A 19515-nucleotide genomic window follows, 5' to 3' on the forward strand; every position below is an offset into this window, starting at 1 on the left:
CAGGCTACGCTTGGGCGCCGGGGGCGACGTAGGTGGGTACGAAAGCCGTCCGGCATGTTCTGCGCTTGCTGGCAGCCTTCCCTTTGCTCGTCGCCAGCGCCGCTATCGTTAGCGCCGACGAATTCAGAACGCCTGCGATCTCGGCCGTTCGCGTCGAATGGCGCGCGGCTCTCGATCAGCTGCGATCGGAGATCATCACCCAGCCGGCCGTCGCGTCCGCCTTCACGTTTTTAGGCCGACGCAGGCTCGGGCCGTTCGATCCGCGTTCGACGCCCGCGCTGGTGCAATTGAACGCGGTGACCTCGCAGATCTTCACCGGTATCGCGCGCAGTCCGGTGCCGGTGCTGCTGCCGCTCGACACCGCAGCATTTTTTGGCGCGCGACTGAACGGCGCGCCGGAGAGCCTGTCACTGTCGCGCTATCAGGCGGACTTCCGGCCCGCCGACCTGTTCGATGCCGGCCCTGCCGGCTACGACGCGGTATTCTCCCTCGAGCCCGGCGCCGGCGACGGCATGCCTCAGCGAACTTTTGCCAAACCCATCGAAGTGCAGATCACCGGTTCGATCCTGACCTACGACATCCGCGACCCGCTCGGCGGCAAAGGCGAACCGGTCAGGGGGCTGGCCGCACAATATCCCGACCTGCGCCGCTTCATCCGCGAAGGCTATGTGCGCTATGCCTTCACGCGCTTCGGCGTACCTTATGTGGTGTCGATCCAGTGTCTCGACAGCACCCCGCGCCCGCTACGGCTCGCCTGCCGCGAGGCCTACCCGGTCGCCGAGCGTTTCCTCAAAGCACTGCGGATCGCCGGCGGCCTGCCCTCACGGCCGGGAATGGATATTCCGTCCGGAATTGCCGAGCGGCCGGTGGCGCGGTCGCCTGATTTTACCTATCGCCCCAGTGGCGACATCATCGCCAACAGCGGCTTTCGCAAGCAGGGCGGCCGCACCGACTTTACCACTTACTCGCAAATTCGATTTCCACTGGAAAAAGCTCCGGCCTTCGCTCACTCGCAATCGTTTCGGGAGCGCAGATCGAACGACAAGCCGCTGATGCTCGACGAGCTGGTCGGCGGCAATTCCGGCTATCTATGGCAGGATAATTTTTGCGAAGCCCGCAGTTTTGGGGTGGGGCAATGCGCCAGCGGATTCGGTCATCAGGGGCAGGATATCCGCCCCGGGGCGTGTCCGCCAACCGCAGGTCCCCAGCGCTGCGATCGCAATCAGCAGGCGATTGTTGCCGTCCGCGATGGTGTGCTGATCCGCTCAGCGAAACAGCAGGCGGCAACGCTCCAGATCAACAGCTACAATGAACATATCCGCTTTCGCTATATGCATATGAACCCCGCCAGCATGGATGCCGACGGCATTCTGAATGGACGCCGCGTCAATGAAGGCGAGAAAATCGGCCTGGTTTCGAATTACCTGGACCGTCCCAATGGCACCAGCCTGCACTTGCATTTCGACGTGCAGGTGTTCACGCGCGACGGCTGGCTCTGGGTCAATCCCTACGTCACGCTGATCGCGGCCTATGAGCGCTTGATCCGCGGACGCGGGCGCGAGATCGGGCCCGAATCCGTCTCATTGCCCGCCGTGGCCCACGCATCGCCGAAGGATGCGCTTCGTCCCGAGCGGGAGGAAGACGGCGACGACTGATCTTTACGACGCCGCATGAACGGCTTTTGCTGCGCCGGCGGGGTCCAGCGATGGGCGGCGCCAGGCCTGTTCCAGACATTGATCGGGTGACGATCCGGCGCTGGCTGTCCAAAATTGCCGCAGACCTGCAGCAGGATGGCTAGTTCCCAAAGGCTATGCCTTTTGCCCCGCCCCTCCCCGCCCCGCTAGACTGCGCTGATGAAACAATCTGATTCTCCGAGAACGCCGACGCGCCGCGCAATTCTGCGATCTGGTCTTGGCGCTGGCGCCCTGCTCGCGCAGCCGGTTGCGGCATTTGCTGCGGCGCCGCCCGGCTTCGACCAATGGCGCGACAGCTTTCGCGCGCGGGCGCTGGCGAAAGGCATTTCGGATGCGACCTGGACTCGCGTGATGGGCCGCATCGAACCCGACATGACCGTCTTCAAACAGATGCAGAAGCAGCCTGAGTTCAACGAGCAGGTCTGGCAATACATCAATCGCCGCGTCTCGGACTGGCGCATCATCGCGGGCAAGGAGGCACTGAGGAAGAACGAGGCGTTGTTTACGCGCATCGAACGGGACTTCGGCGTCGAACGCGGCACGCTGCTGGCGCTGTGGGGCGTCGAGTCCGCCTATGGCGATCCGCTGGTGCAGCAGAATCATATGCGGCCGGTATTCCCTTCGCTCGCGGCGCTCGCCTGGAACGAGCCGCGCCGCCGCGCCTATTGGGAGACCGAACTGATCAATGCCTTGAAGATCGTCGATCGCGGCTGGAGCACGCCGGAGGAGATGCGGGGCTCGTGGGCCGGCGCGATGGGACATACCCAGTGGATGCCGGAAGTCTGGCTCAATGTCGGGATGGATTACGACAAGGACGGCCGGGTGTCGCCGTTCGGCAGGCCGGACGATGCGCTCGGCTCCAGCGCGCGATACCTGGTCAATCGCGGCAAGTATCACCGCGGCGAACATTGGGGCTATGAGGTGCGCGCGCCGGGCGCAGCCGCGAGCGGCAGCCGAACCTATGCGGCGTGGTCCAGCGCCGGCGTCTCGCGCGCCGACGGTCAGCCGTTCCAGCAACCGAACGCCTCCGCGCAGATGTGGGTGCCGGTGCAAGGCGGACCGGCGTTCCTGCTGGGTCCGAATTTCTATGCGGTGCGCAGCTATAACCCTTCGATGAACTACGCGCTGGCGATCTGCCATCTCGGCGACCGCATTTTGGGCGCCCCGCCCTTCATTCAGCCGTTCCCCGGCTCCGAGCGTGCGCTGACGCTCGCGGAAGTGCAGGAAATGCAAACCAGACTGACAAAGGCGGGCTTTGACACCGGCGGCACCGACGGCCGCGTCGGCAACGACACCATGAAAGCGGTGAAGGATTATCAGACTAAAACGGGCCTGTTGCCGGCGGATGGGTATGGCGGGCTGAAGGTGCTGGCGCGGCTGAGGCAGGGCGGCTAGCCGTCGCCGAGCATAGGCTGACTTTTTGACTTCGTCGTTCCGGGATGCGCCTGTTGGCGCAGGCCTGCAATCCATACTCCCGATCGTGGTTATGAATTCTGGGCTCGCTATTACCTGATCACCGCCGGTCCCTGATCCGGCACGGCAACATCGAGCACGCGCAATTGCACGCGCTCGGTGCCTTGCCAGCGATCCACCGCGAGCGATCCCGCCACATGCAGCGGCTGCCCGCGATTTCCCGTCAACGCATTGCCGAGCTTTTGTCCGATCGAGCGAAAGGCGATCCCGTTGACGATCGCGCCGTCGCCGGACTTGAACCGCACGCGCAAATGCGCTTGTCCCACTTCATCGGCATAAACCAATTGATGCGAGGGCAGCGCCACCACCGGTTCGGGATTGCCGCTGCCGAACGGCCCCGCGCGATTGAGCGTTGCAACCAGTTCCGGCGTCACCGCCCGTGCACTCAAAGCGCCGTCGATGAACAGCTCATTTTCGTGCCGCGAGTTCGCAACATCCTGCGCCAGCGCGCTTTCCATATAGGCGCGGAATTCGGCCAATCTCTCTTTGCGCAGCGTCACGCCTGCGGCCATGGCGTGGCCGCCGCCCTTCATCAACAATCCTTCCTTCACCGCCTGCCGCACCGCCTTGCCGAGATCGACGCCGGAAATCGAGCGGCCCGAGCCGGTGCCGATGCCGCCCGGCTCCAGTGCAATGGCAAAGGCGGGACGCGCGAATTTTTCCTTCAGCCGCGAGGCGACAAGACCGACCACGCCGGGATGCCAGCCTTCCGATGCCGTGACGATCACCGAGCCCTTATCTTCGAGCCCGAGCGAGGCCAGCGCCTCGGCTTCCGCTTGCGCTTCCGCCATCTGTTCGATGACGCGGCGCTCGGTGTTGAGGCGATCAAGCTCCGTGGCGATACGTGCAGCTTCGGAGACGTCGCCCTCCAGCAAGAGCCGCACGCCGAGATCGGCGCGCCCGATCCGCCCCCCGGCGTTGATGCGGGGTCCCAGCATGAAGCCGAGATGCCAGGCCTCGGGCGGGCCGTTCAGCCGCGACACGTCCATCAGCGCGGTATGGCCGACATGATCGCGGCGCCGCATCGCGATCAGGCCCTTTGCCACGAAGGCGCGGTTGAGGCCGGTCAACGGCGCGACATCGGCGACGGTGCCGAGCGCGACGTGATGCAGCATGCCGAGCAGATCCGGCTCCGGCATTTCGCCGGTCCAGAATCCGCGTGTGCGCAATTCCCGGTTCACCGCGACCAGGGTGACCAGCACAAGGCCGACCGCGGCAAGATGGCCGAGACCTGAGAGGTCGTCGGGCCGGTTCGGATTAACCAGCGCATCGACATCAGGCAATTCGTCGCCGCATTGATGATGATCGATGACGACCACCGACATCCCGAGCCGTCGCGCCTCTGCCAGCGGCTCGAGGCTGGTGGTGCCGCAATCCACCGTCACCAAGAGCGTGGCGCCCTTGCCCGCAAGTGCGCGTACGGCCTCGACATTGGGGCCATAGCCTTCGAAAATCCGGTCGGGAATATGAATCAGCGGATCGAGTCCGCAATGCCGCAGGTGCCACGCGAGCAGCGCCGCGGAAGTGGCGCCGTCGACATCATAGTCGCCGAAGACAGCAACTTTTTCGCCGCGTGTGGCGGCATCCGCGATGCGCTTCGCGGCGGCCTCCATCTGCGTCACCGTGTAGGGATCGGGCATTAATTTGCGGATAGCCGGATCGAGATAATCCTCGACCGCATCGATCCCGACATCGCGCCCCGCGAGCACCCGCGCCAGCATCTCCGGTAATTGATGGCGCTGCGTGATCGCAAGAGCGCGCGCGGCGCCGCGCGCATCGAGCCGGTCGCGCCACAACTTACCCGTCGCCGATCGCGCAACGCCGAGAAACGCCGGTGGCGCTTCAATGGGCAAGGCGGATGCAGGGAGCGTCATGATGCTTTTGGAAGATACGCGAGGCAGGCGCGGGTTCAATGATTCGCTCACGGCGATCACAACTTATACCCGTCATCCCCGCGTGACGGCTTGCCGTTACCACTGGAGCTGCGAGCCTCTTCGGCGAGCCTCGAAAGGATGACGGCGACCAATCCGTGGCCCATCCTTCGATACGTGCGCAAGGGCGCTTACCACGGAGGAGCGCAATGCGCTCATCCGGGGATGACGGCGGCGTCAGCTCAACACCCCATTCGGTCCGCGATTTCCCCAAAATCCTTGGCGACGACATCCCAATCGCCCGTCGCCTCGAAGTCGTGCTTCTGCAGCGGGCCGTATTCGCTCGGCCGCGCGACGAAGGCGGTTTTCAACCCCAGTTTCTGCGCGGCCTCGAGGTCGCTGTTGTGCGCGGCGACCATCATCACCTGTTGCGGCGACAGACCGAGCAGCCGCGCGGCCCCAAGATAGGTTTCGGGATCTGGCTTATAGTGCTCGAACAATTCCGCCGACAACACCAGGTCCCACGGCAGGCCCGCGAATTTCGCCATGTTGGTCAAGAGCGCGACATTGCCGTTCGAGAGTGGAGCGATGATGTAATTTGTCTTTAGCCGCGCAAGTCCAGAGACGCTGTCCGGCCAGGGATGGAGCCGGTGCCAGCCCATGGTCAGGTGATGCAGGTCATCCTCGTTCAAGCCCGAAATCGAAAATTGCGCGACCAGTTTTTCCAGCGATCGGCGGTGCAGCACATCGAGGATCACGTAGCCGCGCTCCGGATGCTTTCTTACCTCATCCATCGACGCGGCATAGACGCCGCGCCAGGCATCGACCAGCGCGGTCCAGTCCGCCTTGACGCCTCGCTTGTCGGCCCATTTGCTGAAATCCGCGATCAGGCTCGAGCGCCAGTCGACGACGGTGCCGAACACATCGAACACCAGGGCTTTCACCGCCGAAATATCAGACATGCCGGCTCCTGCTATTGTCGTTCTTGACCGAAGAGGCGCGTTCAAAGTTTCTTGCGGTATTGCACGAAGCCCGGCCGCTCGGCGACCTGATTGTAGAGATTTTGTGCGGTCTGGTTGGTTTCGTGCGTTATCCAGTAGAGGCGGCTTGCGCCGGCTTCGCGAGCGGCTGCCTCAACCGCTGCAATCAACGCACGCCCTGCTCCGCTTCCGCGGGCCGACGGTTCGACGAAAAGGTCTTCGAGATAGCAGTAGCACAGCGGCGCCCAGGTCGAGCGATGCAGCAGATAGTGCGCGATCCCGATCAATCGTCCGTCGCGCTCGGCGACGAAAGCGCCGAGGCGTTCGAGTGGATCGAAGAACCGCCGCCATGTCGCGTCGGTGACATCAGAAGCAAGGGTCGCCTTATAGAAAGTCAGATAGCCCTGCCACAGTGGCTCCCATGCCTCGCGATCGCCGGGCTGCAAGGCTCTGACGACGGTTTCGCCTGGCATCATCGGCGGCCTCAATCGAGGTGGAATTTTTCGAGCTGACGGTGTTCGGCCTTGATGTAGCGCACGGTGCCGGTCACCGAGCGCATCACCACGGTCTCGGTCTCGATGACATCCTTGCGAAACTTGACGCCCGACAGCAGCGAGCCCGTCGTTACTCCGGTTGCCGCGAACAGGCAGTCGCCCCTCGCCATGTCCTCGATGCCGTAAACCATGCGCGGATCGGTGACGCCCATCTTGCGGGCGCGTTCGCGCTTCTCGTCGGTATCGAGGATCAGCCGGCATTGCATCTGGCCGCCGATGCAGCGCAGCGCGACCGCCGCCAGCACGCCTTCGGGCGCGCCACCGGTACCAATATACATATCGACGCCGGTATTCTCGGGATCGGCGCAATGGATCACGCCCGCGACATCACCATCGGTGATGAGGCGTACCGCCGCGCCGGTGCTGCGCACGCCCTGAATGATATCGGCATGCCGCGGACGATCGAGCACCAGCACCGTGATGGCGGATGCATCAACACCTTTCGCCTTGGCCAGCCGGCGAACGTTGTCGGCCGGCGATGCATCAAGCTCGATGATGCCTTTGGCGTAGCCGGGGCCGATGGCGATCTTTTCCATGTAAACGTCGGGCGCGTGCAGAAGCGTGCCGCCATCCGCGATCGCCATGGTCGCAATCGCGCCCGGCATGTTCTTGGCGCACAGCGTGGTGCCCTCGAGCGGATCGACGGCGATATCGACCTGCGGGCCGGCATTGATGCCGACTTTCTCGCCGATGAAGAGCATCGGCGCCTCGTCGCGCTCGCCCTCGCCGATCACGACGGTGCCTTCGATGGGCAACTTATTGAGTTCGCGGCGCATCGCATCGACAGCGGCCTGGTCGGCTGCCTTTTCGTTGCCATGGCCCCGCAATCGCGCCGCCGAGACCGCCGCGCGTTCCGTCACACGCACGATCTCGAGCGTCAGGATGCGTTCCAGCAATAGCTGCGGCGGAACAGAAATATGTGTCGACATCGGCGCACTCCTTAAGACGTCACTGCGGTTTTTTGGTCGGGATATATGGTTTCGCGCATCGTCCGTTCAGACCAGGCGCTAGTTTTTTTCGATCCGTATCACCTGCGGCCGGCCGCTGATCACCTTGTCGCGCTGTACCGCCTCCAGCGCCCGATACACCGCATCTTCGCTGGTGGCATAGGTGATCAGAATGACCGGCACCGGCGAAGCTTTCCTCGCCGCGCCGTTCGCGTCAACGCCGTCCGGATGGCGCTGCACGATCGATTCGATCGAAATCTTCTGCTGGGCAAGTCGGGTGGCAATAGCAGCGGCGGTGCCCGGCAAATCTCGCGCCATCAGGCGGATATAATAGCCACCCTCATGGCGTTCCATTGGCGCCTTTTTGGTCGCGCGCAACCGCTCTACAGGACGTCCGAAGGGCTTGGCGCGGATGCCGCGCGCTACATCGGCGATGTCGGCGACCACGGCCGATGCTGTCGCAGCCCCTCCCGCGCCGGGACCCACCAGCGTGATCGGAGGAATGCCTTCGCCGTCGATGGTCACGGCATTGGTGACGCCCATCACTTGCGCGATTGACGATGATTTCGGCACCATGGTCGGGTGCACGCGTTGTTCGATGCCTTTGGCGGTTCGCACCGCGACGCCGAGCAGCTTGACGCGAAAGCCGAGTTCTTCAGCGGCGCGCAGGTCTTGCGGCGTGATGGACGATATGCCTTCGACATAAACCGCGCTCTGCGCGACCTTGGTGCCGAATGCAAGGCTCGCAAGAATGGCAAGCTTCTGCGCGGTGTCATGGCCGTCGACGTCGAACGACGGGTTGGCCTCGGCATAGCCAAGGCGCTGCGCGTCCTTCAGGCAGTCGGCGAACGACAAGCCCTCGTGTTCCATCCGGCTCAGGATGTAATTGCAGGTGCCGTTGAGAATGCCGTAGACGCGATTGACGTCGGTCCCTGTAAGACCTTCGCGCAAGGTCTTGATGACCGGGATCGCAGCTCCGACAGCCGCCTCGAAATTCAGCGCGCCGCCATATTTCTCGGCTGACTTCGCCAGCCGCAATCCATGTTTGGCGATCAGCGCCTTGTTGGCGGTAACCACGGATTTGCCGGATTTCAGCGCCGCCTCGATCGCCGACAGCGCGGGCTCGCCGGACCCGCCCATCAACTCGACGAAACAATCGATGCCGGGATCGTTGGCGAGATCGAGGGCATTTTTGGCCCAGGCGATACCGCGCAGGTCGACACCGCGCTTTTTTGCCTTCGAACGCGCCGTCACGGCGACGACGCGTACGCCGCGCCCGCTGCGCGCCGATAAAGCGCGGCCCTGCTGTTCGATGAGGCGAACGACTTCGGCGCCAACAGTGCCGAGCCCCGCAATACCCACTTTCAGGGGTGCGACCATGACGAAAATGACCTGCCGGAGGGATTATCGCCGGTTGGCGAGAGGAACCACGTTGTGCAACGTTTCAATGCCGCTTTCAAGGAAGCGGCGCACGCCGCGTGCGGCCTGGCGGATACGTTGCTCGTTTTCCACCATGGCGATCCGGACATAGCCCTCGCCATGCTCGCCGAAAGCGACACCGGGCGAAACCACGACGCCGGATTTCTCAACCATCAGGGTTGCGAACTGCATGCTGCCGACCTCGCGGAAAGCTTTGGGCAGCGGCGCCCACGCGAACATCGAGGCGTCAGGCGGCGGAATATTCCACCCGGCTCGGCCAAATGACTCCACCAGCGCATCCCGGCGCTTGCGGTACGTGTCGCGCATCTCGCGAATGCAATCGTCCGGACCATTCAGCGCGGCCGTCGCGGCGACCTGGATCGGCGTGAACGCACCATAGTCGAGATAGGACTTCACCCGCGCCAGCGCCGCGATGACACGGTCGTTCCCGACCGCAAATCCCATGCGCCAGCCGGCCATCGAAAACGTCTTCGACATCGAGGTGAATTCCACGGCTACGTCGATGGCGCCGGGAACCTGCAGCACCGAGGGTGGCGGGTTGTTGTCGTCGAAATAGACTTCCGCATAGGCCAGATCCGACAGGATGAGGATCTCGTGCTTTTTCGCGAACGCCACCAGGTCTTTGTAAAAATCGAGGCTCGCGACATAGGCGGTCGGATTGGAGGGATAACAGACGACGATCGCGAGCGGCTTCGGGATCGAATGGACGATCGCGCGCTCGACCGCCTCGAAGAATTGCGGCGTCGGCTCCGATGGTACCGAGCGGATCACGCCGCCGGCCATCAGAAATCCAAAGGCATGGATCGGATAGCTTGGATTGGGACAGAGCACCACGTCCCCGGGCGCGGTGATCGCTTGCGCTACGTTGGCAAAGCCTTCCTTCGAGCCCAGCGTTGCAACAATCTGGGTCTCCGGATTGAGTTTCACGCCAAAACGACGGCCGTAATACGCCGCCTGCGCCTTGCGCAGCCCGGTAATGCCGCGCGATGCGGAGTAGCGATCGGTCCGCGGCTTGCCCAGCGTCTCCTTCAACTTTTCGATGACATGGGGCGGCGTCGGCAAATCGGGGTTGCCCATGCCGAGATCGATGATATCGGCGCCGGCATTCCGCGCGGCCGCCTTGGCCCGGTTGACCTGCTCGAACACGTAAGGCGGCAAACGGCGGATGCGGTAGAATTCTTCCATCGGTCTCAAGCTCCGGATGCCGGTGACGGCAGAGTCGCCAGCGCGCCTTGTCGTAAAGCGGAACCCGATTCCGCCGAGAAAACACGCCGAATCAATGATTTAGGGTAAATTCAAGCGCTAAATCGTTGATTGGGCCACTTTTACCACGCACGTCCGCCTGCGCCAGCCGTAATAGCGCGCTTGAGTTCACTTCGCGGCTGTGCCTTTGGCGGCAGCGGTGGAGGCCTGGCGGTCCCGTGCGGCGATGAGTTCGTTCTGGATTTTGGCCCGCTCCGCCGGCTCCATCGCGGACTCTTCACGATCCGGCGGCAAATCATGAACCGGAAGATAGCCGCCGGGTTCCTTCGGACGGTCGGGCGCGTCGGCCGGCGAGCCGACCAACGGCAAATCCGCGATCGATATCGAGCAGCCGCCAAGCGCGAGCGCCGACGCCAGCAGCGCGGCCACGGCCAGCGCTCTCTTCCTTCGATCCACTGACATCCCCGACGTCCCCACGTCGCTGGTATGAGCCCTGCAGCGACAACGGTCTAGTTCTTCAGATTCTTTAGCATCATTCAAACCATTGTCGCCGCAAATGGTTAGAGCCTAATGAGCAAACCGGACCGTTGCGGCTTCAATATGTCAGAACCAAGATGTTATGTCAGGACCAGGATGTTTTGTCGCAGTGCAACACGCCGCACGTCGAGATTAACCCTCGAACTTGCCACGGTCGATCAGCGCGGTGACGAACTTGAAATGAATCTGTAGGGTTCGGATATGAGCGACGTGCCGACGGAAACCAAAGTTGCGAAAGAGTTCGACCCCCAAGCCTTTGCGCTCAACCTCGCACGGGCGATGGAGAGCAGCGGCCAGGCGCTCGCAGCCTATCTCAAGCCGCGCCAGAGCGGCGAACTCGAGGACAAGACGCCCGGCGAACTCGCCGAGGTGATCAAGACTTTCAGCACGGTCGCGGAATATTGGCTGTCGGATAACCAGCGGGCGGCAGAACTGCAGATGAAGATCGGCAAAGCCTATCTCGATCTGTGGGGCTCGGCGATGCGCCGCTTTGCCGGCGAGGAAACGCCGCCGGTGATCGCGCCGTCTGCGGGCGACAAGCGATTCAAAGATCCTGAGTGGAAGTCGAACCAGTTTTTCGATTTCATGCTGCAACTCTATCTGCTCTCGACGCAGTGGGCGCAGGAGCTGGTGCACAACGCCGAAGGCCTCGATCCGCGTACCCGCAAAAAGGCCGAATTCTATGTCCAGCAGATCGCCAACGCGCTCGCGCCATCGAATTTCGTTCTGACCAATCCGGAAGTATTGCGCGAGACGCTGGCGTCCAGCGGCGACAACCTCGTTCGCGGCATGAAGATGCTGGCGGAAGATATCGAGGCCGGGCGCGGCATGCTGCGCATCCGTCAGTCCGACCCTTCCAACCTTGTCGTTGGCGCCAACCTGGCGACGACGCCGGGCAAGGTGATCTTCCAGAACGAGCTGATGCAGCTGATCCAGTACGAGCCGGCCACGGAAAACGTGCTGCGCACGCCGCTCCTGATCGTTCCGCCATGGATCAACAAATTCTATATCCTCGACCTCAAGCCGGAAAAATCTTTCATCAAGTGGTGCGTCGATCAGGGCATCACGGTGTTCGTGATTTCGTGGGTCAACCCGGACAAGAGCCTGGGTGCGAAAACCTTCGAAGACTACATGAAGGAAGGCCCGCTGGCGGCGATGGACGCGATCGAGAAGGCCACCGGCGAGTTGAAAGTCCACACCATGGGCTACTGCGTTGGCGGAACCCTACTTGCCTCGACGCTGGCGTGGCTTGCGGGAAAGCGCCGCGTGCGGGTGGCCTCGGCGACATTTTTGGCAGCGCAGGTCGATTTCACTCACGCCGGCGATCTTCTGGTGTTCGTCGACGAAGGCCAGATCTCGGCGCTGGAGCGCGACATGCAGGCAGCGGGCGTGCTCGAAGGCAGCAAGATGGCGATGGCCTTCAACATGCTGCGCTCGAACGATCTGATCTGGTCCTACGTGGTCAGCAATTACTTGAAGGGACAATCGCCGTCGGCGTTCGATCTCTTGCACTGGAATTCGGATGCGACGCGGATGCCGGCGGCGAACCATTCGTATTACCTGCGCAACTGCTACCTGGAGAACCGGCTGTCCACCGGCAGCATGGTGCTGGACAATACGCTGCTCGATCTGTCGAAGGTGAAGGTGCCGATCTACAATCTGGCGACGCGCGAGGACCACATCGCGCCGGCGGATTCGGTGCTCTACGGCTCGCAGTTTTTCGGCGGCCCGGTGAAATACGTGCTGGCCGGGTCCGGTCATATTGCCGGTGTGGTCAACCCGCCGTCGTCAGGCAAATACCAGTACTGGACCAACGACAATATCAGCGACATTACGCTGGTCGACTGGCTCAAGGGCGCGCAGGAGCACCGGGGCTCGTGGTGGCCTCATTGGCGCGAATGGCTTGCGAGCATCGACGCCGAGGAAGTGCCCGCGCGCGCGGTCGGCACCGACGCGTTGCCTCCGATCGAAGACGCGCCCGGCAGCTACGTCCAGGTCCGCGCGTAGCGCGATGACCAGCATTTGAATATAACAGGCCGTCCTGCCGGGACGAGACTCGAAATCTGAATTGAGGGGGGGAACCGATGACGCGCGAATTGTTCTGGCTCACGCTGACGGTTATTTTAACCGGACTGCTGTGGATACCGTACATGGTGAACCGCTGTCAGGTTCGCGGCCTCAGCGGGGCGATGGCCAATCCGTCGCGTAACGACAAGCCGCAGGCGGAATGGGCCAACCGCTTGATGTTCGCCCATGACAACGCGGTCGAGAGCCTGATCATCTTCGCGCCGCTGGTATTGATCCTTAACCTGATCGACTATTCCACAAATTGGACCGTCTATGCCTGCGCGGTGTGTTTCTGGGCGCGCGTCGCTCACGTCATTGTCTACACGGTCGGGCTGCCGGTGTTCCGCACGCTGGCTTTCACCATCGGCTTTCTGGCGCAGGCCGTGCTGGCGCTGGCGATTTTCAGGGTTTTCTGACTTCCTGTCGCTTGCTGTCACTTGGCCCTCAGCCGCGATTTCGTTGCCGCCGCACCGGCAAACCTTACTGACTGTTGGCTTCGGCGAGCAGCCATTCCTTCAATTCCGCGATGCCGGGCTCTTTGTCCGCGTGCGGCCGATGAATAATATAATAGGCAAAGTCATACGCGAGATCATCGCCGAACGGTCGAACCAGCCGACCCTCGGCTAGATCGCTGGCAACGAGTGTGGTTCTGCCGAGCGCTACTCCGGTTCCTGCGATGGCAGCTTGAATCACGGCCGCGGAATCGTTGATCTGCAAGCCCCGTTCGCATTCGATGTTCGGAAAGCCCGCGGCTTGCAGCCACGAGCGCCATGTCGGAAAGGTGCTTTCGAAGGCCATCGACTTGTCGTGGATCAGCGGATGGTATTGCAAATCGGCCGGACCGCGAAGTGGTCGTGTGCCCTCAAGCAACGCCGGACTGCACACCGGAAAAAACGCATCCTGCAATAAAAATGTTGCCTCAAGTCCCGGCCAGCGCCCGGCGCCGTAGCGGATTCCCACGTCAATGCGCTCCGCAGTGAAATCCACCAGCCGCCCGCTGGTATCGATCCGCAAATCGTATGCGGGATATCGTGCCCCGAACCGCTCGACGCGTCGCAGCAACCATTTGTCCGCGAATGCCGGGGGCACGGTGACGTTGATCGCGATCCGGGTCTGATCTGCCTTCAATCGTTCAAACGCCATTGTCAGCCGGTCGAAACCCGCCTGCAAATCGGGGATCGCCGCCCGCGCCTGCTCGGTCAAGACAAGACGTGCAGGCCCGCTTTGAGAGCGGTGGAACAACTCAATCCCGAGAACCTCCTCAAGGCCGCGCACGAGTTGGCCAACGGCGGCAGGCGTTACATTCAGCTCATCCGCGGCGGCAACGTAACTTAAATGTCGCGCGGCGGCCTCGAAGGCGCGAAGCGCGTTTAAGTGGTTGGGCGCTCTCATTGATTTCCGACGAAGTTTGTCTATCTCGGCCGCACAGATCATCTCTGTTGTGGGATCGAACGTCAACGATCATGGTCGCGCTCACGGAACGCGCGCTCCGGGCACGAAACAAATCTTCGGACCAGGAGAATGAACATGAAGCTTTCAAATAGAATTGCACTCGTCACCGGCGGCACATCCGGAATCGGGCTTGAAGTCGCCAAGCTGTTCCGCGACCAGGGTGCGCGCGTTATCGTCACGGGTGTCGATCAGACCCGCCTCGACGCGGCGTCACGCGAACTCGGCGGCGGCGTTCTGGTGTTGCGCGCAGACCTGCGGCTGGCCGGCGAACTGGACAAGGTCTTCGATCAGATCCGGCAGAAATTCGCTCGTCTGGACGTCCTTTTTGCCAATGCGGGCGTCGGCCTCGCGGCCACGCTGGACGCCGTTACCGAAAAACAGATCGACGAACAATTCGCGGTCAATTTCAAAGGCATTTTCTTCACCGTTCAGAAAGCAGCGCCTCTGATGGCGAAAGGCGGGAGCATCGTGCTGACCACATCGTTCCTGAACGCGGTCGGTTCCCCCGGGCTCTCGATCCTGTCCGCCACCAAGGCAGCCGTACGATCGCTGGCGCGATCGCTCGGTGCAGAGCTGGCTCCGCGTGGTATTCGCGTGAATGCGGTTAGCCCGGGCCCGATCAGCACGCCCTTCCACAGCAAGCTCGGACTTTCGGAAAAGGAGTTGAGGGAAGCAGCCGGAGCAATCCAAGCGCGGGTTCCGCTACACCGTTTTGGTGAAGCCGACGAAGTCGCCAAGGCGGTGTTGTTTCTGGCCAGCGAAGATGCATCATTCATCACCGGATCAGAAATTGTCGTCGATGGCGGATTGACACAATTCTGAGGCCGTCAGGCAGGCCCCGCCGGGAGGCAACAAGCAGAGGTTCTGCTTGTTGCCTGGGAGAGGTTTTAAGATTCACGGAAACAGCGCGATCTGCTCCAGCCCAGTTACTTCCGGAAATCCGAGCATCAAATTCATGTTCTGGATCGCCTGTCCCGCCGAGCCCTTCACCAGGTTATCGAGCACCGAGATCACGATCGCGCGGTTCTTGATGCGATCGGCGAACACGCCGATCTGTACATAGTTCGAGCCGCGCACGTTCTGCGTCTGCGGGAGCACGCCCTTGTTCGCGACATGTACGAACGGTTCGTCGCGGTAGGCTTCCTCCAGCGCGGCGCGCAAATCGTCCGCGCTGGCACCGTTGAGTTTGACGTAAGACGTGCAAAGTTCGCCCCGGCTCATCGGAATGAGATGCGGCGTGAAGTTTACCGTCACTTTGGTGCCTGCCGCGGCGCCGATTTCCTGCTCGATCTCCGGCGCGTGCCGATGGGTGCCGACCGAATAGGGTGAAAGCCCCTCTCCTGCTTCGCTGAACAGCGTGTTCTGCTTGAGGCCGCGGCCCGCGCCGGTGACGCCTGATTTTGCGTCAATGACGATATCGTCGACATCGATCAGCTTCGCCTTTGCGATCGGGACGAGAGCAAGAAGCGCCGCCGTCGGATAGCAGCCCGGACAGGCGACCAGCCGCGCCGCGGCGATTTTCTCGCGATAGAATTCGGTGAGGCCATAGACGGCTTCGCCTTGAAGCTTCGGCGAGCGGTGCTCGTGGCCATACCATTGCGCGTACACACTCATGTCGCGGAGCCGGAAATCCGCCGACATGTCGAGGATCTTGATCGCCGGATTGGCGGCCAGCACCGCGGCGATGATCTCCTGCGTCGTGCCATGCGGCAGGCCGCAGAACACCGCATCGAGTTTTGCCCACTCGACCTTTTCCCATTCCACGAGCCTCGGCAGGTCCAGCATGAAGAAATGGGGAAACACCTCGCCCATCGCCTTGCCGGCATGGGTATTGGCGGTAAGCGCCGATATCTCGACATTCGGATGCCGCGCCAGCAGGCGCACCGCGTCGGCGCCGGTGTAACCGGATGCACCGAGGATGCCGATCTTCTTCTTTGCGTTCATCACATCGTTCCTTCAGGAATTGCCATAGCATTCAGTTGTGTCGTCTGCGCTGCAAACAGTTGCGGCCGCAGCGCACGCATTTCGCTCGCCACCGCCTGCGCGGCGGCGTCCGGTTGCCGCGCCAGCGCCGTCGCGACCGCCACGTGATCGACATCGGATTTGTGCTGGTTGAGCTTGAAGCTGCCCTCGATCTCCTCGACCGTCATCACCAGACCCACGATCGCCTGCATCATCGCTTCGCGCCGTCCGGTGGTCAGCTCGGATGTCGTCCATGGCGGCTCCGGCGCCAGCCAGCTTTCAAACTTGGCGCTGAGCGCGTCAAGATGGTCAGCCAGTTGCTGCCCGGTCATGGTGCGAACCGGGCCCGACAGATGTACGGCCTGATACAGCCAGGTCGGTACCTGATCCGGCGAGGCGTACCAATGCGGCGAGACATACGCATCCGCGCCGTTCACCGCGAGCAGCCAGGAAGATTTGGAAGAGCTGCCAGATGATTTGTCGCCCGCGAGTGCCGCCAGTGGATTGCCGCGCGCGACATGGAACGACACGCAAGGCGTGCCGTCGCTTGAGTATTCGAGGCAGAACGGCAGCGAGGAAGCGACCGGCTTGCCGCCGTCATGGGCGCAGACCACGCCAAAACCGCGCGCCGCCACAAAGGCAAGGCTCGCGGTTCGATCGGGCTCGAAGAAGGGTCGGGTAAACATGGCGGTCTCCTGCTTGCTCTGGGGAGCCGCCGGATCAGATCGCGCTGCTTTGATTGAGGAAATGCCGCGGACCGGATCCGGCGGCAGAGGCGACGATCTTAAATGCTGACGTCCGCCCATACCGCAATGATGCGGCGGCGGCGAGCGATGAAGGTGGTCGCGGCGTTGATCATGGGCGGGGCTATAAGGCCGCGCGGTTCCACGGTCAAGCCAAAACACCAAGGCCGCCCCAACCCGGTCCACCCCTCGATTGGATATCGGCGATAACCGAGTTGCTTCGGCGCGTCCGATCGCGGCTCAAGCGGCGCTCCGGTTTCGAAATCAACCAAATCCGGTCGGAATTTCCTCACAAGGGCGGGGTTTAAGCACATGCCGAATCTTCCCGTTTGTGCGGATCCATACCCTCATGCAATCAATATCCTCCCAACATCAGGAGATCGCAATGACTGAACTTACTCGCCGGGCCGCGCTGGCGGGCGTCGCTGCAACGACGCTTATGCCGCTCTCTATGACACCCGCGCGCGCTAACGCACCGCAAGCCGACAAACAGGCGCCCAGCTTTTATCGTTACAACGTCGGCACTCACCAGATCACCGTCGTTTGCGATGGTGTCACAGTTGTCTCACGGCCGGACAACTATGTCGCCAACGCATCGAAGGATGAAGTCAGCAAGGTTTTTGCCGACAATTATATGCCGGCTGACAAGGCCACCCAAAGCTACAGCCCGATCGTCGTCAATACCGGGTCCAAACTTGTCGTGATTGACACCGGTCTCGGCCCCACCAATTTTGAACAAAGCAAAGGCAGGGTCGGACAGTTTCAGACCAATCTCGCTGCAGCAGGAATCGACCGCAATAGCGTAGACACGGTGATAATTTCCCATTTCCATGGTGATCATATCAACGGGCTTTTGGCTGCCGACAACAAGTCCGCTTATCCAAATGCCGAGATCATGGTGCCGTCCGCAGAGTGGAAATTCTGGATGGACGACGGCGAAATGAGCAAGGGGACGGGAAACCCTATTCTTGAGGGCAACTTCAAGAATGCCCGGCGCGTCTTCGATGCCCTCGGCCGCAAGGTAACGCAATATGACGCCGGCAAGGAGATTGCTCCCGGCATCACATCCGTCGCAAGCCCCGGTCATACGCCGGGTCATACCTCCTATATCGTCGCATCCGGCTCCGACAAATTACTGGTGCAGGTGGATATCACTGCCGGCGCTGCATTTCTGTTCGTGAAGAATCCCGACTGGCAGCTACTCTTTGATGTAGATAAGCCACTCGCGGTACAAACCAGACGCAAGCTCTACGACATGGCGATCGCGGAAAAGATGCCGATACAGGCGTTCCATGCAGGTTTCCCCGGGCACGTGCGAGTTGAGAAGGACGGTAATGGCTATCGCTGGGTCCCAGCGCTCTGGAATACCTCGCTCTAGTCAACAGCCGACGTGGATGGCACAGGCCCGGAATCCAATTGCCCGGTCGCGGTTATGGATTCCGGGCTCGATGCTACGCATCGCCCCGAAATGACGCGACTGTCAGGTCGTTGGATTCCACGGCGCCGGCACCAAGCGATAGCCGTTGCCATCCTTCTCGACATATCCGTTGGCCGGGAATGGATAGTGGAAGCCCTGGACCCGCATCTTGTCGGCGACGAGCATGCCATAGACCTTGCGGCGGGTCTTTTCAGCGAGCGCGGGATCCTGATCGTACATCAGATGCCAGCCGGGATTGGTAACGAACAACGCGGGGAGGTTCGTTACATCGGATTGGATAAACACCTTGTCGGAGCCGGATGACAAGACAAAGGAAGTGTGCCCCGGCGTATGGCCGATCGATTCCACCGCGAGCAATCCCGGTGCCACGTCCTTGCCCCACTCATAAGGCGTCACTTTCTTCTTGAGGCCAGCCTCGAACACCCGGCGACTGTTCTTGAATAGGCCCTGCATCCGGTCGCCAGTAGCGCGGCTCATCTCGCCGTCATCCATCCAGTATTTCCACTCCGCCGCCGGCACCAGCACTTCGGCGTTCGGAAATGCCGGCGCGCCGTCCGCGGCGAGCAGGCCATTTACGTGGTCGCCGTGGAAGTGCGAGATCACGACCACGTCAATGTTCTTGGGATCAAACCCGGCCGCCGCCAAATTGTTGGCGAACTGCCCGACATTGCCTTTGCTCGATGCGAAGGCACCAGGACCGTTGCCGGTGTCGACGACGACAAGCTTGCCGCCCGTATTGATCACAAGCGGTGCGAAGTGGATGCTCACCTTGTCTTTCGGCAGAAACGCCTTTTCGAGGGCGGCGTTGACCGCGTCCTTCTTCGCGTTGAGCACGAAGGTATCGGCCAGCGCAAACGTATTCATGCCATCCGAAATAGCGTTCACCTGCGCATCGCCGACCTTATAGCGGTAGAAGCTCGGCGCTTGCTTGTCGGCGAGAGGCGCCGCGGCGTTCGCAGCCGAAGTCTTCAACAAAGGCGAGGCAGCGATCGCTGCTGCTCCGGCAAGTGCATGACGTCGTGTCAGTTCCATGGCGATGTGCTCCCAGTGAGGCGATGACTTCCGTGCGGCATACCCCGCTTCCTTTTCGTCGCGGCTGCTCTTACCAGCATTTTGTCCGTTATACGATGACACCGATGCGACGGCTGCGGATC

The 19515-nt window shown here is 61.9% G+C and carries 17 protein-coding genes; 6 read left to right on the top strand and 11 right to left on the bottom strand.

Annotation, left to right across the window (positions count from 1 at the left end; all coding sequences use genetic code 11):
- Window positions 1-32 precede the first annotated feature (32 nt).
- The gene (locus N554_RS0107200; RefSeq protein ID WP_029582850.1) at window positions 33-1655 is read left to right on the top strand and encodes a M23 family metallopeptidase; all 1623 of its coding nucleotides are present in this window, start codon (window positions 33-35) and stop codon (window positions 1653-1655) included.
- A gap of 198 nt (window positions 1656-1853) precedes the next feature.
- Window positions 1854-3089 carry a lytic murein transglycosylase gene (locus tag N554_RS0107205; protein ID WP_029582851.1) on the top strand — a complete coding sequence of 412 codons (1236 nt, stop codon included), beginning with the start codon at window positions 1854-1856 and terminating at the stop codon, window positions 3087-3089.
- Window positions 3090-3199: 110 nt separating this feature from the next.
- Here N554_RS0107205 and recJ read toward each other — a convergent pair whose 3' ends face one another.
- The 7 genes from recJ to N554_RS0107240 form a co-directional block, all read right to left on the bottom strand.
- Window positions 3200-5041, bottom strand: coding sequence for a single-stranded-DNA-specific exonuclease RecJ (gene recJ / locus N554_RS0107210; RefSeq protein ID WP_029582852.1), 1842 nt, complete (start codon window positions 5039-5041; stop codon window positions 3200-3202).
- A gap of 239 nt (window positions 5042-5280) precedes the next feature.
- A complete protein-coding gene (locus N554_RS0107215; RefSeq protein WP_029582853.1) occupies window positions 5281-6000 on the bottom strand; it encodes a haloacid dehalogenase type II in 720 nt (239 codons plus the stop codon).
- A 41-nt stretch (window positions 6001-6041) separates the two neighbouring features.
- Complete coding sequence (locus tag N554_RS0107220; protein ID WP_029582854.1) at window positions 6042-6494, bottom strand: GNAT family N-acetyltransferase; 453 nt, start codon at window positions 6492-6494, stop codon at window positions 6042-6044.
- Window positions 6495-6502: 8 nt separating this feature from the next.
- The gene (gene glpX / locus N554_RS0107225) at window positions 6503-7501 is read right to left on the bottom strand and encodes a class II fructose-bisphosphatase (RefSeq protein ID WP_029582855.1); all 999 of its coding nucleotides are present in this window, start codon (window positions 7499-7501) and stop codon (window positions 6503-6505) included.
- A 78-nt stretch (window positions 7502-7579) separates the two neighbouring features.
- Window positions 7580-8899, bottom strand: coding sequence for a homoserine dehydrogenase (locus tag N554_RS0107230; RefSeq protein ID WP_029582856.1), 1320 nt, complete (start codon window positions 8897-8899; stop codon window positions 7580-7582).
- 24 nt (window positions 8900-8923) lie between these two features.
- Window positions 8924-10144: an LL-diaminopimelate aminotransferase gene (locus N554_RS0107235; protein ID WP_029582857.1), complete on the bottom strand. Its 1221-nt coding sequence runs from the start codon at window positions 10142-10144 to the stop codon at window positions 8924-8926.
- A 186-nt stretch (window positions 10145-10330) separates the two neighbouring features.
- Window positions 10331-10624: a hypothetical protein gene (locus tag N554_RS0107240; RefSeq protein WP_051677365.1), complete on the bottom strand. Its 294-nt coding sequence runs from the start codon at window positions 10622-10624 to the stop codon at window positions 10331-10333.
- Window positions 10625-10900: 276 nt separating this feature from the next.
- On the opposite strand from N554_RS0107240, the gene N554_RS0107245 reads away from it, so the two are divergent.
- Together N554_RS0107245 and N554_RS0107250 are read left to right on the top strand one after the other, a co-directional pair.
- Window positions 10901-12706 carry a PHA/PHB synthase family protein gene (locus N554_RS0107245; RefSeq protein WP_029582859.1) on the top strand — a complete coding sequence of 602 codons (1806 nt, stop codon included), beginning with the start codon at window positions 10901-10903 and terminating at the stop codon, window positions 12704-12706.
- 77 nt (window positions 12707-12783) lie between these two features.
- Window positions 12784-13182, top strand: a complete 399-nt coding sequence (locus tag N554_RS0107250; RefSeq protein ID WP_029582860.1) for an MAPEG family protein — start codon at window positions 12784-12786, stop codon at window positions 13180-13182.
- A 64-nt stretch (window positions 13183-13246) separates the two neighbouring features.
- Here the strand turns inward: N554_RS0107250 and gcvA are convergent, their stop codons facing one another.
- Window positions 13247-14158, bottom strand: coding sequence for a transcriptional regulator GcvA (gene gcvA / locus N554_RS0107255; RefSeq protein WP_029582861.1), 912 nt, complete (start codon window positions 14156-14158; stop codon window positions 13247-13249).
- Between the two features lie 135 nt (window positions 14159-14293).
- On the opposite strand from gcvA, the gene N554_RS0107260 reads away from it, so the two are divergent.
- Window positions 14294-15040 (top strand): SDR family oxidoreductase, encoded by a 747-nt coding sequence (locus N554_RS0107260; RefSeq protein ID WP_029582862.1) that lies wholly within the window; start codon window positions 14294-14296, stop codon window positions 15038-15040.
- A 72-nt stretch (window positions 15041-15112) separates the two neighbouring features.
- Here N554_RS0107260 and argC read toward each other — a convergent pair whose 3' ends face one another.
- Window positions 15113-16162: an N-acetyl-gamma-glutamyl-phosphate reductase gene (gene argC / locus N554_RS0107265; RefSeq protein WP_029582863.1), complete on the bottom strand. Its 1050-nt coding sequence runs from the start codon at window positions 16160-16162 to the stop codon at window positions 15113-15115.
- The gene (locus N554_RS0107270; RefSeq protein WP_029582864.1) at window positions 16162-16866 is read right to left on the bottom strand and encodes an FMN-binding negative transcriptional regulator; all 705 of its coding nucleotides are present in this window, start codon (window positions 16864-16866) and stop codon (window positions 16162-16164) included. Before N554_RS0107270 ends, argC begins: the two co-directional genes overlap by 1 nt.
- Before the next feature lie 442 nt (window positions 16867-17308).
- On the opposite strand from N554_RS0107270, the gene N554_RS0107280 reads away from it, so the two are divergent.
- Window positions 17309-18301 (top strand): MBL fold metallo-hydrolase, encoded by a 993-nt coding sequence (locus tag N554_RS0107280; RefSeq protein WP_029582866.1) that lies wholly within the window; start codon window positions 17309-17311, stop codon window positions 18299-18301.
- Between the two features lie 102 nt (window positions 18302-18403).
- Here the strand turns inward: N554_RS0107280 and N554_RS0107285 are convergent, their stop codons facing one another.
- Entirely contained in the window at window positions 18404-19393 is a 990-nt protein-coding gene (locus N554_RS0107285; RefSeq protein ID WP_029582867.1) for an MBL fold metallo-hydrolase, read from the bottom strand.
- Window positions 19394-19515: the final 122 nt, after the last annotated feature.

It is taken from the genome of Bradyrhizobium sp. URHD0069, from assembly GCF_000701345.1.
Taxonomy (GTDB): Bacteria; Pseudomonadota; Alphaproteobacteria; order Rhizobiales; family Xanthobacteraceae; genus Bradyrhizobium.

What these genes read in the sequence shown, in the direction of transcription:
- N554_RS0107250 (WP_029582860.1), top strand. Translation starts at nt 12,784, where the DNA reads ATGACGCGCGAATTGTTCTGGCTCACGCTGACGGTTATTTTAACCGGA.
- N554_RS0107240 (WP_051677365.1), bottom strand. Translation starts at nt 10,624, where the DNA reads ATGTCAGTGGATCGAAGGAAGAGAGCGCTGGCCGTGGCCGCGCTGCTG.
- N554_RS0107280 (WP_029582866.1), top strand. Translation starts at nt 17,309, where the DNA reads ATGACTGAACTTACTCGCCGGGCCGCGCTGGCGGGCGTCGCTGCAACG.
- N554_RS0107230 (WP_029582856.1), bottom strand. Translation starts at nt 8,899, where the DNA reads ATGGTCGCACCCCTGAAAGTGGGTATTGCGGGGCTCGGCACTGTTGGC.
- N554_RS0107235 (WP_029582857.1), bottom strand. Translation starts at nt 10,144, where the DNA reads ATGGAAGAATTCTACCGCATCCGCCGTTTGCCGCCTTACGTGTTCGAG.
- N554_RS0107285 (WP_029582867.1), bottom strand. Translation starts at nt 19,393, where the DNA reads ATGGAACTGACACGACGTCATGCACTTGCCGGAGCAGCAGCGATCGCT.
- recJ (WP_029582852.1), bottom strand. Translation starts at nt 5,041, where the DNA reads ATGACGCTCCCTGCATCCGCCTTGCCCATTGAAGCGCCACCGGCGTTT.
- N554_RS0107215 (WP_029582853.1), bottom strand. Translation starts at nt 6,000, where the DNA reads ATGTCTGATATTTCGGCGGTGAAAGCCCTGGTGTTCGATGTGTTCGGC.
- N554_RS0107260 (WP_029582862.1), top strand. Translation starts at nt 14,294, where the DNA reads ATGAAGCTTTCAAATAGAATTGCACTCGTCACCGGCGGCACATCCGGA.
- argC (WP_029582863.1), bottom strand. Translation starts at nt 16,162, where the DNA reads ATGAACGCAAAGAAGAAGATCGGCATCCTCGGTGCATCCGGTTACACC.
- glpX (WP_029582855.1), bottom strand. Translation starts at nt 7,501, where the DNA reads ATGTCGACACATATTTCTGTTCCGCCGCAGCTATTGCTGGAACGCATC.
- N554_RS0107205 (WP_029582851.1), top strand. Translation starts at nt 1,854, where the DNA reads ATGAAACAATCTGATTCTCCGAGAACGCCGACGCGCCGCGCAATTCTG.
- gcvA (WP_029582861.1), bottom strand. Translation starts at nt 14,158, where the DNA reads ATGAGAGCGCCCAACCACTTAAACGCGCTTCGCGCCTTCGAGGCCGCC.
- N554_RS0107270 (WP_029582864.1), bottom strand. Translation starts at nt 16,866, where the DNA reads ATGTTTACCCGACCCTTCTTCGAGCCCGATCGAACCGCGAGCCTTGCC.
- N554_RS0107245 (WP_029582859.1), top strand. Translation starts at nt 10,901, where the DNA reads ATGAGCGACGTGCCGACGGAAACCAAAGTTGCGAAAGAGTTCGACCCC.
- N554_RS0107220 (WP_029582854.1), bottom strand. Translation starts at nt 6,494, where the DNA reads ATGATGCCAGGCGAAACCGTCGTCAGAGCCTTGCAGCCCGGCGATCGC.